We start from the raw sequence: 14,951 nt of genomic DNA, 5'->3' as shown, positions 1-14,951 counted from the left end.
CGCGATTCTGCCTGTTCAGCGGCTGTCGGTGCGCTGGTGCGCGCACGCCGGGGAGGGAAGTCCCGTCGTCTCCGTGCGTTGAGTCCACCGTCACGGTCGCGGGACCGACGTAACGGATCCGAGCCGCCCGGGGCCGTCACGGGCCATGCTGCCCCGCCGGATGGCGGACGGTCGTCAGGTCCCGCCCGGGCCCGCGGCCCGCCCTCGGCGCCCTCAGAAGGCGATGCGGGCGGCGACGGGCAGATGATCGCTGCCCGTCGCGGGCAGCGACCGGACCTCCACCACCGTGGCGTCACGCGCCAGGATCTGGTCGATCCTGGCCACGGGGAAGGAGGCCGGCCAGCTGAACGCCATGCCCGAACGCGGCGGACCGAGCCGGGCGAGGACCGGGCCCAGACCACGGTCCTCCACCGTGCCGTTGAGATCCCCGAGCAGGACGATCCTCTCCAGCCGCTCGGCCGCCAGTGCCGCACCGAGCAGGTGTGCGCTCTCGTCCCGGTGCGCCGAGGCGAAGCCCCGGTCCCAGCCGAGCCGGACCGAGGGCAGGTGCACGACGTACACCGCCACGTCCCCCTGTCCCGGCAGCCGGACCGTCGCCCTCAGACCGCGCTCCCAGCCCTCGGCGATCCCCTGCGGTCTGATGTCGACCCGTCGCACGTCGGTGAGCGGGTGCGCCGACCACAGGCCCACCGTCCCCACGACCGCGTGGTGCGGATAGCGCGGAGCGAGAGCCGCCGTGAGATCCGGCAGGGCCGTCTCGGTCACCTCCTGCAGCGCGACGAGACCGGCCCCGTTCGCGGCGAGCTCCCGCGCCGCTCGGCCCGGATCGGGGTTCACGTCGCTGATGTTGTGCTGGACGACCGTGAGGTCGTCGGGGGCGGGCCGGGACGGGGGGAGCAGCAGGCCGCCGAAGACACAGGCCCACACCACCACCGGCAGCAGCGCGGCGCCCGCGGCGGCGGGCGAGCGCCGCAGCAGCGCCGGTACCAGCAGGACGGGGCAGGCCGCCGCGAGCCAGGGGAGGAACGTCTCGAGGAGGCTGCCGAGGCGTCCGGCCGTGTCGGGCACCGCCGAGTGGAACACCAGCAGGCATGCGAGGAGCACCGGGACCACCACCGCCACCGCGTCCCGGTACGCCACCGCGCGCGGGGACGGAGCCGCCCTTCGTCCCCCGCGGAGCCGCGGGGGTGCCCAGCGGCGCAGCCGGGCGGCCCTGGTCCCCACCCGCCCGGCCTTCGTCCCGATCCGGTCGGCCTCTGTCCCCACCCGGTCGTTCCCGCCCCTCACCACCTGCTCCCCGCCTTCCGCCGGCCACCGTCCCCGGCCCACCCCACGGGCCGCGGTCATGATCGGCGACGCGTGCGCATCCCGCTGCGGTTCCCGCCGGGCGGTCCGGATCGCGCGTGTGACAGCGCCGCGGTAGGGCGCTGCCAGCCCGTGCTCCGACGATGCGGGTGACGGACCGGGAGGACGAGATGGGCGACGACGCGACGGGCACGGCGGTGCGGCAGCCCACGCTGTGCGGAGCGCGAAGGCCGCGCGCCGCACGGCGCTCGGTGGCGCTGCCGGGAGCCGGTGTCTTCGCGATCGGCACCGACATGTTCGTCGTGGCCGGACTCCTCGGCGGGATCGCGCACGACCTCGGTGTCACCGTCGGCAGCGCGGGACTTGCCGTGACGGTGTTCGCACTGACGTACGCGACGGGCGCGATCCTGCTCGGACCCCTCGTCGCCGCCTTCCCGCCGCACCGCGTCCTGGTCGTCTCCCTGGCGGCCTTCGCCGTGCTGAACGTTCCGGCGGCACTGGCGCCCGCACTGCCCGTGCTTCTCGCGGCACGACTGCTGGGCGCGCTCGCCGCGTCCGCCGGTGTCCCCGCAGCGGCCGCGGCTGCTGCCGCCGCCGTGCCGGCGAGCCATCGAGGGCGTGCGCTCGGCACGATCGTCGGCTGCATGTCCGCGGCGACGGTGCTCGGCGCTCCGGCCGGTGTGCTGCTGGCATCGACGCTCTCCTGGCGGGCGGCGTTCGCTCTGCCCGCCGTCCTCGCCGCCGCCACCGTCACGGGCCTGCTGCTCACCCGCGACGATCCGCACCCGCCCGCGACGCCGGCAGGCGAGCGCCCGCCGTCCGCCGGCGAGCCGCAGCGGGCGCGCACCGCGGGGCACCGCGACGGGCCGCAACCGCTCCCACCGCGCCGGCCGGCTTCCCCGCCGCGGCCGTCTCTCCGGTCCCGGGCGCTGCTCCGGCCGCGGCTGTTCCCCACGGACCGGTTGTTCCTCCGGTACCGGCTGCTCCTTCCCGGCCCGCCTTGCCCGCGGGGCCGGCCTCTCCGGCCGGACCGCGGTGATGCGCGGGACGGCGGTGGCGCGCCGGTCCCGGGGGGCCGTGCGGGGTCGTGGAAACGGTTCCGGCCCCTCGCGTCGCCGGCCGTCGCCGCCACTCTCGCCGTGACGTTCCTGCTGATGACCGCCTCTTACAGCATGTACACCTTCCTCCCCCTGCTGCTGGCCGGCGCGGCCGCGCCGCTGGGGAGCGGCCTGTTCATCGCGGTGTTCGGCCTCGCGGGCATGGCGGGGACCCGGTGGGGCGGCTCGGCGGCCGACCGGCACGGTCCGCGTCGCGTGGTGGGGCCGGCCGTGGCCGTCTCCGCCGCCGCCTTCGCGGCGCTCCCGCACACGACGTCCACGGCGGCGGGTGCGGCGGTGGTCGTGGCCGGTTGGGGAGCGGCGGTGTGGGGTTTCGTACCCGCCCAACAGCACCGGCTGCTCGGCCTGGGCACGGCGGCGCCCGCGCTGTTGCTGGCGCTGCACAGCGGCGCCGTCCATCTCGGGGCCGCGGCCGGTTCGCTGCTGGGCGGTCTCGTCGTCGACGGCGCGGGAGCCCGATGGCTCTGGACGCTTGCCGTCGTCTGCTGCGGTGGCGCCTGGGCCGTGCACACGGTCCTCGCCGGGAAGGAGAACAGCTCATGACCAGGATCGAATCCGCACGGGACGTCGTCGGACTGGGGACGGTGCTCGGCGTCTGGGCGCATCCGGACGACGAGGCCTACCTCTCCGGCGGGCTGATGGCGCTGGCACGCGACCGCGGGTCGCGCGTCGTGTGCGTGACCGCCACCCGCGGCGAGCTCGGCACGGAGCAGCCGGAGGTCTGGCCGCCGGACCGGCTGGCCGCGGCCCGTACGTACGAACTGGCTCAGTGTCTCGCGGTCCTGGGGGTGCACGAGCACCACTGGCTCGGTTACCGGGACGGTCAGTGCGCGGCGGTGCCCCGTTCCCGGGCCGTGGGGCGGCTGGGCGACATCATCGCGTGCGTACGGCCCGACACCGTCCTCACCTTCGGCCCGGACGGCATCACCGGCCATCCGGACCACCGCACGGTCTCGGACTGGACCACGGCCGCGTTCGCGCGGGCCGCACCGGACGGCGCGAGGCTGCTCCACGCCACGTTCGCCGAGCGGCGGGGCCCGCGCTGGGCGGCGCTGAACGAGCGCCTGGGCATCTTTCCGCCCGGGCTGCCGGTGCTCACCCCCGACCGTCTGCTGGCGGTCGACGTGGTGCTGGACGCTCGCACGGCCGACCGCAAGGTGCGCGCGCTGGCGGCGCAGCGGACCCAGACGGCGGAGCTCATGGCGCTGCTGGGGCTGGAGCGCTTCACGGCATGGGTCGGTGACGAGTCGTTCGTCGACGCGACGGACACGTCCCGCGCGGTCGACGCCGTCCGGGCGGCTGCAGCGAGAGCGGCCCCGGACGGGGACGCCGGAGAAGCGCGGACCGAGGGGAACGCCCGTACGGCTACGGCGGCTTCCACCTCCAGGTGATCGACCTCGCCGGACGCCCCCGGCGCTTCATGTCTGCGAGGGCCGGGAGAGGTGCCGCTCGATCGCCCGCCGTGCGGCGTCCAGCACCGCGGCCCGGCCGGCCACGGGCGCCGTGGAGGCCGGGACGCCCGCCACCGGGACCGTCCCGTCTCGCGGGCCGGCACCTCCCGGACGTACAGCGGCAGTTTCTGAACCCCCCACTGCGGCGGCACCGTCCGCGGTGGCGGCCGTCCCGGAGCCCTCCGGGGCGGCTGCCCCGGGCTCCTCGAGGGCAGCGTTCCCCGGCCCCTCCACAGCGGGTGCGTCGGGAGCCCGGTCGGCCGCCCTCTCGATCAGCGTGGCCGTTTCGTCGTCGCCGAGCCCTCTCAGCAGCCCGGCGAGATTGCGCAGCGTGGCCCAGAGGTGGGTCCAATTGCCGTTGCGGGCGAAGTAGTCGATGACCTCGCTGTAGCCGCCCAGCGCCTCGTGGACCCGGCCCGTACGGGCCCGCAGCGACATCAGCCCCACCGTCGCGACCCCGACGAGGAACGTCGCCCCGGAGGCGCGGGCCAGTTCGACGGCGTCCACGTACCGCTCCTCGGCCGTCTCGCTGCGTCCCTCCAGGCTGTCGATCTCCCCGGCCACATAGGCGCCCCACGCCTTCATCGAGGGCGACACCGCTGCTGCCCGCCCCCGCTCGTTCAGGCGGCGTGCCTCTTCCGGATCGCCCGCGTAGGCCATGGCCAGTGCGGCGATGCCCAGGTTCTCCCGGTGGGGGCCGGCGAGCGCGAGGGCGGCGAGGGAGTGCTCGACCACGTCCTCGTACGCTCCGCGGGCGAGGTCGGCCACCGACAGCACCGACAGGCAGTGCCAGGCCCCCGTGGTGCCGGCGGCCCTCTCCAGCCCGGTACGGGCGAGCAGATCGGCGCGTCGGTAGTCCCCTCGGTGGTAGGTGGCCTCTGCCGCCGTTCCGAGCACCTGGCCGGCCAGGGGGTGGCCGTCGAGCGCATCGTCGGTGGCCAGTTCCACGGCCCAGTCCCGGATCTCGACCAGGTCCCGGTAGGCGACGGCGTCGTAGAGGGCGGTGACGACGGCCGCGGCCTCGTCCACGGCCCCCCGCGCACGGGCCAGCCGCCAGGCGGCCCGCAGGTTGGGCAGTTCGCGGCGCAGGGCGCTGTCGGCCTCGCCCTCGTTCCCGGAGTCCAGGGTGGTGCCGATCCACGCGGTCAGCCCGCGTGCCCAGGTCACCAGCCGGCCGGCCGCGGTCTCGTCCTCGCCCTCCGCCTCCAGCCGGTCCAGGGCGAAGGCCCGCAGCGTCTGGAGCATCCGGTAGCGGGTCGTTCCCTCGAACGAAGCCTCGATCATGGAGGCGTCGACGAGTCGGGCGAGTGCGGCTCCCGGGTCGCTGTCCAGACCCAGGTCGTGGGCGATCTGCTCGGCGGTGTCCGGGTCGACGCCGTCGGGGAAGACCGCCAGATGCCGGAAGAGCCGCTGCTCGTCCGGTGTGAGGAGCCGGTACGACCACTCCAGCGTGGCCCGGAGCGTGCGGTGCCGGCGGTCGGCGCTCGGTGTGCCGCCCGCCAGCAGATCGAGCGAGCGCTCCAGCCGGCACTGCAGATCGGTGAGGGAGAACGTCGACAGCCGGCCCGCCGCGAGCTCGATGGCCAGCGGCATCCCGTCGAGCCGGTGCACGATCCCGGCGACCGTCCGCAGCTCCTCGTCGGTGGGCGGCGGGCCGGGCCGGACGCGGCGGGCCCGCTCCAGGAAGAGGGCCGAGGACGGTACGTGCGCGGGGTCCTCACCGGGCTGCGGGAGAGCGAGCGGCGAGAGTCGGGAGAGCTGTTCCGCGGGCAGGCCGAGAGGCTCCCGGCTCGTCGCCAGCAGGGTGGTCCCGGGGCAGGCGGCGAGGATCGTGTCGACGGCGTCGCGGACACCGTCGAGCAGGTGCTCGCAGTTGTCGACGACGAGCAGGCCGGGGTGGTCGGCCAGGACGGCGAGGCAGGCGGAGAGCACGTCACCCCGGTCGACCTTCAGATTGAGGGCCGTCGCCAGGGCGTGCGCGAGGGCGGCGGAGTCGGTGACCGGCGCGAGGCGGAGCACCGTCGCCGCCCCGTCCTGCCGTGCGACCTCCAGAGCGAGCCGCGTCTTCCCGACACCGCCCGGCCCGACGAGGGTGACGAGGCGCTCGGCCGCCAGCAGCTCCTTCAGAGCACTGAGCTGTGCTTCGCGGCCGATCAGACGGGTGGTCGCCGGGCCCGGAGAGCCGGGCGGAGCCGGTGCGGCGGGCGGTGTCGGTGCGGCGGGCGGTGTTGGTGTCTCCCGTGGCGCCGTTGTGTCCCGTGGCGCCGTTGTGTCCCGCGGTACCGCTGTGGCCGGTGCCGGTGCCGGTGCCGGTGCCGTGGGTCGCCGTGCGGGCGCGGACGTCGCGTCGGCGGATGACTGGGACCCGGCGGGCACGTGGGGTACTGCGGACGGCGACGGCCGGAGGCCGGGCGTCGCTGCGGCAGGTGGTGACGGCACCGCCGCGGGCGTCACCGCGGCGGGCGCGGTGCCCGTGAGGATGTCGTGCTCGGTCGCGTCCAGCGCGGGGGAGGGGTCGAGCCCGGTCTCGTCGATCAGCCGCCGCCGGTACTCCCTGGCGGTGTGCAGCGCCCGGGGCGCCTGCCCGGTCGCGGCCAGAGCCCGTACGAGGAGCAGGACCGCCGGCTCGCGCAGGGGGTCGGCGGCCGAGGAGGCGGCCGCCAGGCCCACGACCTGCTCGGCCCGGCCGGCGGCGATGGCCTGGGCGATCAGCGCGTCGGTCACGTCCTGCCGCAGCCGTGCGCAGTCCTCGACCGCGGCCTCGATGGGCTCGATCCCGGTGAGGTCGGCGAGGACCGGTCCCCGCCACAGCTCGTGCGCCTGCCGGAGCAGGTCGTACCCGCCGGCGGCCCCGTCGTGCCGCGCCGCCGAGAGGAGGGCACGGGCCTCGGCCAGGTCCAGTTCGCCGTCCCCGAGGACGAGCCGGTAGCCGCCGTGCCGTGTCTCGAGCCGGCCGGAAGCGGCGCCGAGGTGTCCGCGCAGCCGGGAGACGTGATTGTGCAGGGCCTGGCGGCCGGAGTCGGGTACCTGCGAGGGCCACAGCGCGTCCACGAGACGGTCGACGGTGACGATCCGGCCCTCGGCGAGGGCGAGCAGGGCGAGCACCGCACGCCGTTTCGGGCCGGGCACGTCCACACCGGCGCCGTCGACAAGGAGCCGCAGCGGCCCGAGCACCTCGACCCGGACCGACGGCTGCGGACACCCGACTGCCATGGGACCCCCGTGGGAGGACGAGAGACGGAAGGGACGAGGAAGCGGTGGTGAAGGGGACGTGAGGTCGAACGGGCCGGCGGGGAACGAGCGGGCCGTGAGGCCGGACAGGCCGCAGGCCGCCGGTTCACGGGCCGCCGGTTCACGGGCCGGCGGGTCACGCGGACGGGCAGGGCCACGAGGGCGGAGCCCGGCAGCGACGACCGTGCCTGTTAGCACGACGATAGTCCGTGCGAGGGCCGTGACAGGTGATGTGCCGACGCTTTCTCGTGTGGCCGGCGCGGGCCGGTCGCGGGAGGAAGGAGCCAGTGATGGATCAGGACAAGGTGACGGCGTTCCTGGAGCGGTTCGTGGGCGACCTGGGTGCCACCGGCGCCGCCGGTTCCGTGGTGATCGGCCACCGACTCGGCCTCTACCGGGCCCTCGCGGACGGCCCGGCGACCCCGGAGGAGTTCGCCGGGCGCACCGGATGCCACCAGCGGTATCTGACCGAATGGCTGTGCGGCCAGGCTGCGGGCGGGTACGTCGACTACGACCCCGGGACCGGGACGTTCTCGCTGACCGAGGAGCAGGCGTACTGCCTCGCCGATCCGGAAGGCCCCAACCTGGCTGCCGCCTTCCGCGTGGTGCTGGGGTACCTGCGGGCCGAGCCGAGGATCACCGAGGCCTTCCGCACCGGTGAGGGGGTCGGGTGGCACGAGCACGACGAGGACGTCTTCGTCGGGTGCGACGCGTTCTACCGTCCCGGCTACGTGGCCGAGCTCGTCCGTACGTGGATCCCGGCGCTGGACGGGGTCGACGCCAAGCTGAGCGCCGCCGGAAGGGTCGCCGACCTGGGCTGCGGCCTGGGCTCGTCGTCGCTGCTCATCGCGGAGGCCTACCCGCGCACCACCGTCTCCGGTTCGGACTACCACGCCGCGTCGATCGAGCTGGCCCGGAAGAAGGCGGCCGAGGCGGGCGTCTCCGACCGGGTGTCCTTCGAGGTGGCCACCGCCCAGACGTTCACGGGCACCGGGTACGACCTCGTGGCGATGTTCGACTGTCTCCATGACATGGGCGATCCGGTGGGCGCCGCCCGCCGGGTGCGGCAGGCGCTCGCCCCGGACGGCACCTGGCTCCTGGTCGAGCCCGCGGCCTCCGACCGCATCGAGGACAACCTCAACCCGGTCGGACGGCTGTTCTACAGCGGCTCCACCTTCCTCTGCGTGCCGAACGGCCTTTCCCAGCCGGGCGGCTACGCCCTCGGTGCCCAGGCAGGCGAGACGGCGGTCCGCGAGATCGTCACGGAGGCGGGCTTCACCCGGTTCCGGAAGGCGGCACAGACCGGCTTCAACGCGGTGTACGAGATCCGGCCGTGAGCTGCGCCCCGGCTGATCGACACCCGGAGACACCCGGAGCCGCCCCACAGACGCCCGGAGACGCCGTGCCGTCGCGATGTCCCCGCACGCGAGGGCCCCTGCGGTGGAATCCGCAGGGGCCCTCGCGTGCGTGCTCGGACGGAAGGACTCAACGCAGTGCCTTGACACGGTCGAGGGCGGCGACGCCGACCGCGGCGAGGCCGATCTGGATGAGCCATTCGATCCAGTCGACGCCGTTGGTGTCCGCGACACCGAGAGCCGCTGCCACCGCTGTGCCGATCAGTGCGGCGACGATGCCGACGACGATCGTCCACAGGATGCCGATGTGCTGCCGCCCGGGGAGCACGAGCCGCCCGAGCACACCGATGACGATGCCGATCACCATGGCGCTGAGGATGCCGGAGATTTCCATCGCTGTCCCTTCCCGAGGGTCCTGGGCTCCGTATGCCCCTCATCGCCCCGCACACGCGTGCGCCGCACGAGACACGGTCGGCCGTTCTGGACGGTCCTTGCCCTCGCAGTTCGCCGTCCGATCGCCGCCCGCGGTCGTGGGCACATCGCGGCCCGGTGCCAGTGGACCCGTCCGCGGAGGGCCGACGGTCCGGCAGGAACACCGGGCGACCGGCTGAACCCCACCGGCCGCCGCAGCCCGGACACATGACGAAACACTGACCACCGGAGCCGGCGAGGGACCCGGAGACGAGACCGCCCGCCGGCTCGTCGCCGCAGGCCACAACGGCTGCATCGGCAGCCGCGACGCCGACCGGTGCCGCCGGGCGGCCGAGGAACCGGCACTCCCCGGCCCACGGGTGGTCCGTCCCTGACGGCGGTGCCGGCTACCAAGGAAGCGGGCCCTCGGCGTCGACGTAGCCCCGGTCCTCCAGTCCGCTGTCGGCCTCCACGGCCTTCGACGCGGCGGCCACGGACGCGTCCGCGACGTCGATGAGGACGGTGCGCGCGCCGGGCGGTGTCGGCCGGGGCGGTGGGAATCCGGCCGAGGGCAGCCGGACGGATGAACGGGCACATTTTCAGTGTTTCAGAATTGAATCCACGTCAGGCCGAAGGCGATTCTGTGCCGCACCCGAGGAGCCGACGGCAAAAGGCGAGGAACACATGATCTCCCTTCCCCCATGGGGCGTGGTGGCGGCTACGGCACTGTCCGTGGCCGCCCTTGTCAGCCCCGTCTCCGCATCCGACGAGCCGTACGACGCGCGCCGCACCGCGACGCTCAACCGCGTCCAGGTCATCAGCCTGACGTCGACCGGCACTGGTACGACGATGGTCGACAACGGAACACCCGGTCCGGGACTCGGTGACCAGATCATCATCACCGCCAAGCTCTTCCGCAACGGCCGGAGCTACGGCACCGAAGCGGCCGTCTGCACCCGGGTGGCACCCGCGACCACCCACTGCACGGGCACGTTCAGCCTTCCCCTCGGCCAGGTGACCTGGCAGCACCTGAAGAGCACGCCCGTGGGCACCCCGCCGAGTGACTTCGACGTCGCCGTCACCGGCGGCACGGGTGCCTACCGGACCGCTCGCGGCCACGCCCACATCGGCCGTATCGCCGAAGAGGGCGGCTCCTTCACCCTGTATCTCGTGCGCTGACGCTTCCCGCCTCGCGCTTCTCGCGCCCCCGCCCCCGGTGTCGGCCATCGGCCGTGAGCCGGGGGCGGGGGCGCGTCCGCCGGTGTGGGGTGCGGCCGCCGGGCCTCAAACCGCGAAACCGCGCGTCCCGGTGCCGCAAGCCGGGCCGTGGCGTGGCGGACCGGATTCACACCCTGCGCCACCGGGCCATCAGGAACGAGAAGACACCGAACAGCACCAGTCCCGTGGCCGTCGCGACCAGCAGCCAGGGGCCGGCAGCCGTCGAGGCGAAGGTGCGGAGCGTGTCGTCGAGCCCCTTCGCGTCGGAGGGGTCGTAGGTGAGGGCCGCACGGGCGGCGAAGCCTCCCGCCACCGCGAAGACGAGACCCCGGGCGATGCCCCCGGCCACGCCGGTCACGTCCACCGCCTGCCGGGCCCGCCGGCCCATGGCCCCCGTCCTGAGATGCTTGCGGTACTTCCGCAGCGCCGCGCGCACACCGATCCACACACCCGCGCACGCGATCCCGAGGCCACCGAGGCCCACGATCCACTGACCGGCGGGAAGTTCGAGGGCACGGGCCGTGATGTCCCGCGACTGCTGGTCGCTCGACCCCGCCCCGCGGTCGCCGACGGCGAAGGCCAGCACCGAGTACGCGACGAACGCGTAGAAGACACAACGCACCGCCGCCAACGCGCGCTTGCGGGCCTTGCGTCCGTCGGGTCCGGCCGCCCCGAACAGGGCTTCCGACAACCGCCAGAGCACCATGCCGATCAGACCCACGCCCACGGCCCACAGCAGCACCGCACCGAAGGGCTGCGCGGACAGCTCCTCCAACGCGCCGCCGCGGTCGGCCTCACGACCCCCGTCCGACCCGAAAGCCACCTGCAGGGCGAGCACTCCGATGAGGAGATAGATCAGCCCGCGTGCCGCGAGCCCGCAACGTGCCCCGGTCTCCACGGCGTCGCTGCGTGCCGCGCGGTGTGCCACCGAGCGGCTCCGGAATGTCAATGCGCGTGCATTCATGTCCCTCGCTTGCCCCCGAAACACCGGGACGAACGCGGTGACTTCAGGGCGCCGGGTCGAGGCGTGAGGCGGCCTCGGCGCGGCAGGGGCGCCGAGGGGGTCCCGCAACGCCACGGCTCCGGTGCGGCGCGTCGACGTCAGGTCGAGCACCGGGAGTTGCCGCTGAGCCACGGGGCGGGGGCCGACCCGTCCGCCCAAGCCGTGAGTGCGGTCAGGTCCAGGCAGAGGATGCCGCACTGCTCCGCGTAGTCAGTGGCGGGGCCGGTGAACTCGCCCGTGGTCACGACGGCGGCGACGTCCGCCTCGTGCACGGCGAAGCAGGTGCCGCCGAAGCGTTGCATGTCCTGCGAACCGACCTTGTTGACGGGGCCGTACCGCTTGCACTGGATGACCACGCGTCGCCCGCCCGGTGCGACGGCCAGCACATCGGCGCCCAGGTCCCCACTGCCGCCCACCACTTCGACGTCCGTGCAGCCGTCTCGCTCGCAGAGCGCCGCGATCGCCAGCTCGAACGTCTCGGCGTCCATCGCGGCCAGGTCCTCCGCGGCGAACTGCGCGCCCCTGCCGGCCCGTACCGTCCCCGCGGTCCGCGCGGCGACGGCGACCGGCTCGGTCTCCCACGGGTCGTCGGGTACGGACTCTGGGCGTGGCACGGCCCTCCGCCGCCGGCCGGCTCCCCGCAGCCCGACGAGCACGAAGGCGGTGCCGACCAGCGCGACACCCCCGAGGGCCCCGCCCACCCCCGCCGCCCTCACAAGGGACTTGAGCATCAGACCGCACCCGCAGAGCACGGACCCGGTCAGGGCGAACCACAGAATCGTCTGCCTCATGCTGAAGACGGCTCGATCGGCGGGCCGGGGACGCCGGACGGGTATCGTCATGTGCAGCGCTCACCTCATTCGGGATCAGCTCATTCCAAGATCGTCCCGGTCCCCTCTGCCCCGTCCCCGCCGCCTCTAACAGGCCGGTTTCCCCTCGCTCCTCCCGTCGCGGCGGCACTGTCGGGGGAAATGCCGTCCACGGTGAAGCTGCTCCGGGGCGGCGACGCACGGTTCATGCCGGTCCGCGCACCGAGCGCCCGCGTCCCCGGCTCTCGGACGGGGAACCTCCTCCGTGACGCGAGCGTCATGAAGGGTGAGAACGGACGCCGTCCGACGGGCGTGCGACAGCGACGGAGGAGAACTGTCATGGGGGCGGACGACCCGACGAAGGTGGAGACCGTGCTCGCCGACGGCCGGCGGATGACACTCTCGCTCCCGCCGACCGGGGCGCCGTGGGCGGCCGACGGCATCAAGGCGCTGCGCGCGGTGCCGCCCACCCACTCGGGCCGTGGTGAGGAGCCGCCGGCGCTTCCCGAGCGGCCCGCTCTGCCCCTTCAGGTGGCGCTGCTCGGTCTGGGGGCCTGAGCCCCCACGCGGACAACGCGGGGGGACGGGGGCCTGCGCCGGTGTCGTGTCATGTCGGTTCCTCCCCCGGACCCGCCCTCACGGGTCCCTGCGCCCGGACGTGCTGCACATGCTCCAGGGAGTCCCGGAGGTCCGTGAGCCAGGTGTCCGAGTGCTGCTGGACGAGCCGGACGCACCAGGCGAGGGCGTCGCTGCGGCGGCGGGCCACGCCACCCGCGACCAGAGTGTCCAGGACCTGACGCTCGGTTGCAGCAGCCGGGTCATGACGTGCGGCGACGTGCGTGAAGAGGCGGTCCCCGCCGCACTCCACACCCCAGGAGGCCTTCTTCCCCAAGTGTTCCTCGGCCTCGCGGGCCACGGCGACCCGGGCGTCGCGCGTGCGCTCCCGGAACTCCTGTTTACGCGTCCCCGGGCCGCGGTCTTCGCCCCGGCCGCGGCGGCTCCCTCCGGAAGCTGCGGCGCGGGGAAACCAGGCGCCGGCCCCGGAAGGCGTCCAGCCGCGCCCCGACCGGAGCTTCTGCGCGGTGGCACCCGGCGGTCTAGCGTGGAAGGCGATGCCTTTGAACCGGCTGGGACTGGTCGTCCATCAAGGTCGTCCCGCCGCCGTGGCGGCGGCGCGGACGGCCAGGGCGTGGTGTGCGGCGCAGGGCGTCAGCTGCACCGACATCGACGTGTGGCGGGAAGGCGAACCGAGGCGCGGCGGCCAGGCGGAGGCCGACGCCGCGGGCCATCCCGAGCTGATCATCACGTTCGGCGGCGACGGCACGTTCCTGCGGGGCGCGCGCGTGGCCGCCAAGGACGGGGCGTCCGTCCTCGGTGTGAACGTGGGCCGGGTCGGCTTTCTCACCGAGATCACCACCGACCAGGTCGAGGAGGCCCTGGACGCCCTGCACCGTGACGAGGCCGTCATCGAGGACCGGATGGTGCTGACCATGCGCGCGTCGCGCCCGCTCCGTACGCCGGTCGGTCTGGACACCCTGCTGTGCTACGGCCGCGGTCCCGCGCTGCCCGCCCCGGCGGTCCGCCCGGACGCGGCGGAGGCGGTGGACTGGGGCGTCGCCCTGGACGTCACCGCGGTGAACGACGTCGTCCTGGAGAAGCTCGCCAGGGACCGGCAGGCGGGTGTGGCCGTCTACCTGGCCGGGCAGTTGCTGGCGTCGTACTCGGCCGACGCGGTGATCGTGGCCACCCCGACAGGTTCCACCGCCTACAGCTTCGCCGCCGGAGGTCCGGTGGTGGACCCGGCCACCGATGCCATCGTCTTCACACCGGTCGCTCCCCACATGGCCTTCGGCCGGACCGTCATCGCCGCGGCCGACGAGGCGGTCGCCATGCGCGTACTGCCGCACTCCGGGCGGGTGGCGGTCAGCATCGACGGGCAGCACCGGGGCGTACTGGACCCCGGCGACTGGGTCGCCGCCTACCGCGCGCCCTACCGGCTGCGCCTGGCGCGTCTCGCGCCCCTGGAGTTCTACCACCGGCTGCGTGAGCGCTTCCATCTGACGGACGCTCCGGCGACGGCCATCGACCAGGCGCCGCTCTTCCACCGGCCCGACACCCCGCCGCCCGACGATCTGGCCCACCTGCGTGATCTGCGCCGGCCCTTCCGTGACCGCGCCGTCGACGAGGCTCGACGGACGCGCTGAGGCAACCGGGCCGGACCCGCGCCGGTGAGCCGCGCGCGACGAGTCGGCGCCTCTGAGTACCGCGTGGTCCCCGGCCTCCCGAGTGCGGCGTCCGGCCTCCGGGGTTTCGCGCGCGGGCTAAGGCATTTAAGATATTGCCTAAAGGTCATAGGAAGCTGCACACTGAGCCGGTCCGCAGGGGAGGGGAGGAAGTCGTGGCACGCGCAGGACTCACCACGGAGCGCCTGGTCAGGGCAGGCGCGGAACTGGCCGACGAGGTCGGGTTCGACCAGGTGACCGTGTCGGCGCTCGCCAGGCGGTTCGACGTCAAGGCCGCGAGCCTCTACTCGCACCTGAGGAACTCCCAGGCCCTGAAGACCGGGATCGCCCTGCTCGCGTTGGAGGAACTCGCCGACCGGGCCGCGGAGGCGCTGGCCGGTCGTTCCGGCAAGGACGCCCTGACCGCCTTCGCGAACGTCTACCGCGACTACGCCCGCGAGCATCCGGGCCGGTACGACGCGGCCCGGTTCAGGCTCGACCCGGAGGCAGCGGCCGCCGGCGCGGGCGGCAGACACGCGCAGATGATGCGGGCGATCCTGCGCGGGTACGACCTGGCGGAGCCGGACCGGACGCACGCCGTCCGGCTGCTGGGCAGTGTCTTCCACGGATACGTGAGCCTGGAGCTGGCGGGCGGGTTCAGCCACAGCGCACCCGACTCGCAGGAGTCCTGGTCCCGGTCCCTGGACGCGCTCGACGCCCTGCTGCGCAACTGGCCCGCGCCCTGACCGCGTCCGCGGCCTGCGCCCGGCCCCCGCCCCGGGCGATGACCGCCGGCCGCATCCGCCGGCCCCGCCCGTGCCGTTCACC

12 protein-coding genes and 1 pseudogene are annotated in these 14,951 nt (G+C 74.4%); 7 read left to right on the top strand and 6 right to left on the bottom strand.

Annotated elements, in window-relative coordinates:
- Nucleotides 1-213: 213 nt before the first annotated feature.
- Nucleotides 214-1,122 carry an endonuclease/exonuclease/phosphatase family protein gene (locus QRN89_RS01940; RefSeq protein ID WP_290353538.1) on the bottom strand — a complete coding sequence of 303 codons (909 nt, stop codon included), beginning with the start codon at nt 1,120-1,122 and terminating at the stop codon, nt 214-216.
- Nucleotides 1,123-1,454: 332 nt separating this feature from the next.
- Between QRN89_RS01940 and QRN89_RS01935 the strand changes: the two genes are divergently transcribed.
- Both QRN89_RS01935 and QRN89_RS01930 read left to right on the top strand, forming a co-directional pair.
- Complete coding sequence (locus QRN89_RS01935) at nt 1,455-2,966, top strand: MFS transporter (RefSeq protein ID WP_290347588.1); 1,512 nt, start codon at nt 1,455-1,457, stop codon at nt 2,964-2,966.
- Nucleotides 2,963-3,814, top strand: a complete 852-nt coding sequence (locus tag QRN89_RS01930) for a PIG-L deacetylase family protein (protein ID WP_290347587.1) — start codon at nt 2,963-2,965, stop codon at nt 3,812-3,814. Before QRN89_RS01935 ends, QRN89_RS01930 begins: the two co-directional genes overlap by 4 nt.
- 27 nt (nt 3,815-3,841) lie before the next feature.
- On the opposite strand, the gene QRN89_RS01925 is transcribed toward QRN89_RS01930, so the two are convergent.
- Nucleotides 3,842-7,087, bottom strand: coding sequence for an AfsR/SARP family transcriptional regulator (locus QRN89_RS01925; protein WP_290347586.1), 3,246 nt, complete (start codon nt 7,085-7,087; stop codon nt 3,842-3,844).
- A gap of 308 nt (nt 7,088-7,395) precedes the next feature.
- On the opposite strand from QRN89_RS01925, the gene QRN89_RS01920 reads away from it, so the two are divergent.
- On the top strand, nt 7,396-8,442 hold the full coding sequence (locus QRN89_RS01920; RefSeq protein WP_290347585.1) for a class I SAM-dependent methyltransferase: 1,047 nt from the start codon (nt 7,396-7,398) through the stop codon (nt 8,440-8,442).
- A 148-nt stretch (nt 8,443-8,590) separates the two neighbouring features.
- On the opposite strand, the gene QRN89_RS01915 is transcribed toward QRN89_RS01920, so the two are convergent.
- Complete coding sequence (locus tag QRN89_RS01915) at nt 8,591-8,854, bottom strand: GlsB/YeaQ/YmgE family stress response membrane protein (protein WP_290347584.1); 264 nt, start codon at nt 8,852-8,854, stop codon at nt 8,591-8,593.
- Between the two features lie 701 nt (nt 8,855-9,555).
- Here QRN89_RS01915 and QRN89_RS01905 point away from each other — a divergent pair.
- Nucleotides 9,556-10,050 (top strand): hypothetical protein, encoded by a 495-nt coding sequence (locus QRN89_RS01905; RefSeq protein WP_290347583.1) that lies wholly within the window; start codon nt 9,556-9,558, stop codon nt 10,048-10,050.
- Between the two features lie 166 nt (nt 10,051-10,216).
- Here the strand turns inward: QRN89_RS01905 and QRN89_RS01900 are convergent, their stop codons facing one another.
- Complete coding sequence (locus QRN89_RS01900) at nt 10,217-11,053, bottom strand: DUF1206 domain-containing protein (RefSeq protein WP_290347582.1); 837 nt, start codon at nt 11,051-11,053, stop codon at nt 10,217-10,219.
- A 137-nt stretch (nt 11,054-11,190) separates the two neighbouring features.
- Nucleotides 11,191-11,934: a restriction endonuclease gene (locus QRN89_RS01895; RefSeq protein WP_290347581.1), complete on the bottom strand. Its 744-nt coding sequence runs from the start codon at nt 11,932-11,934 to the stop codon at nt 11,191-11,193.
- A gap of 306 nt (nt 11,935-12,240) precedes the next feature.
- Between QRN89_RS01895 and QRN89_RS01890 the strand changes: the two genes are divergently transcribed.
- The gene (locus QRN89_RS01890) at nt 12,241-12,459 is read left to right on the top strand and encodes a hypothetical protein (protein ID WP_290347580.1); all 219 of its coding nucleotides are present in this window, start codon (nt 12,241-12,243) and stop codon (nt 12,457-12,459) included.
- Nucleotides 12,460-12,508: 49 nt separating this feature from the next.
- On the opposite strand, the pseudogene abmR reads toward QRN89_RS01890, so the two are convergent.
- Nucleotides 12,509-12,924, bottom strand: a pseudogene (gene abmR, locus QRN89_RS01885) (ATP-binding transcription factor AbmR); the annotation flags it as partial.
- A gap of 89 nt (nt 12,925-13,013) precedes the next feature.
- Here abmR and QRN89_RS01880 point away from each other — a divergent pair.
- The gene (locus QRN89_RS01880) at nt 13,014-14,105 is read left to right on the top strand and encodes an NAD(+)/NADH kinase (protein ID WP_290347579.1); all 1,092 of its coding nucleotides are present in this window, start codon (nt 13,014-13,016) and stop codon (nt 14,103-14,105) included.
- Nucleotides 14,106-14,299: 194 nt separating this feature from the next.
- The gene (locus QRN89_RS01875; RefSeq protein ID WP_290347578.1) at nt 14,300-14,869 is read left to right on the top strand and encodes a TetR/AcrR family transcriptional regulator; all 570 of its coding nucleotides are present in this window, start codon (nt 14,300-14,302) and stop codon (nt 14,867-14,869) included.
- Nucleotides 14,870-14,951: the final 82 nt, after the last annotated feature.

The sequence above is a fragment of the Streptomyces sp. HUAS CB01 genome, from assembly GCF_030406905.1.
In the GTDB taxonomy this organism is placed as follows: domain Bacteria; phylum Actinomycetota; class Actinomycetes; order Streptomycetales; family Streptomycetaceae; genus Streptomyces; species Streptomyces chengbuensis.
The sequence above is the reverse complement of the archived record's forward strand: the minus strand, read 5'-3'. Positions and strand labels throughout refer to the sequence as shown.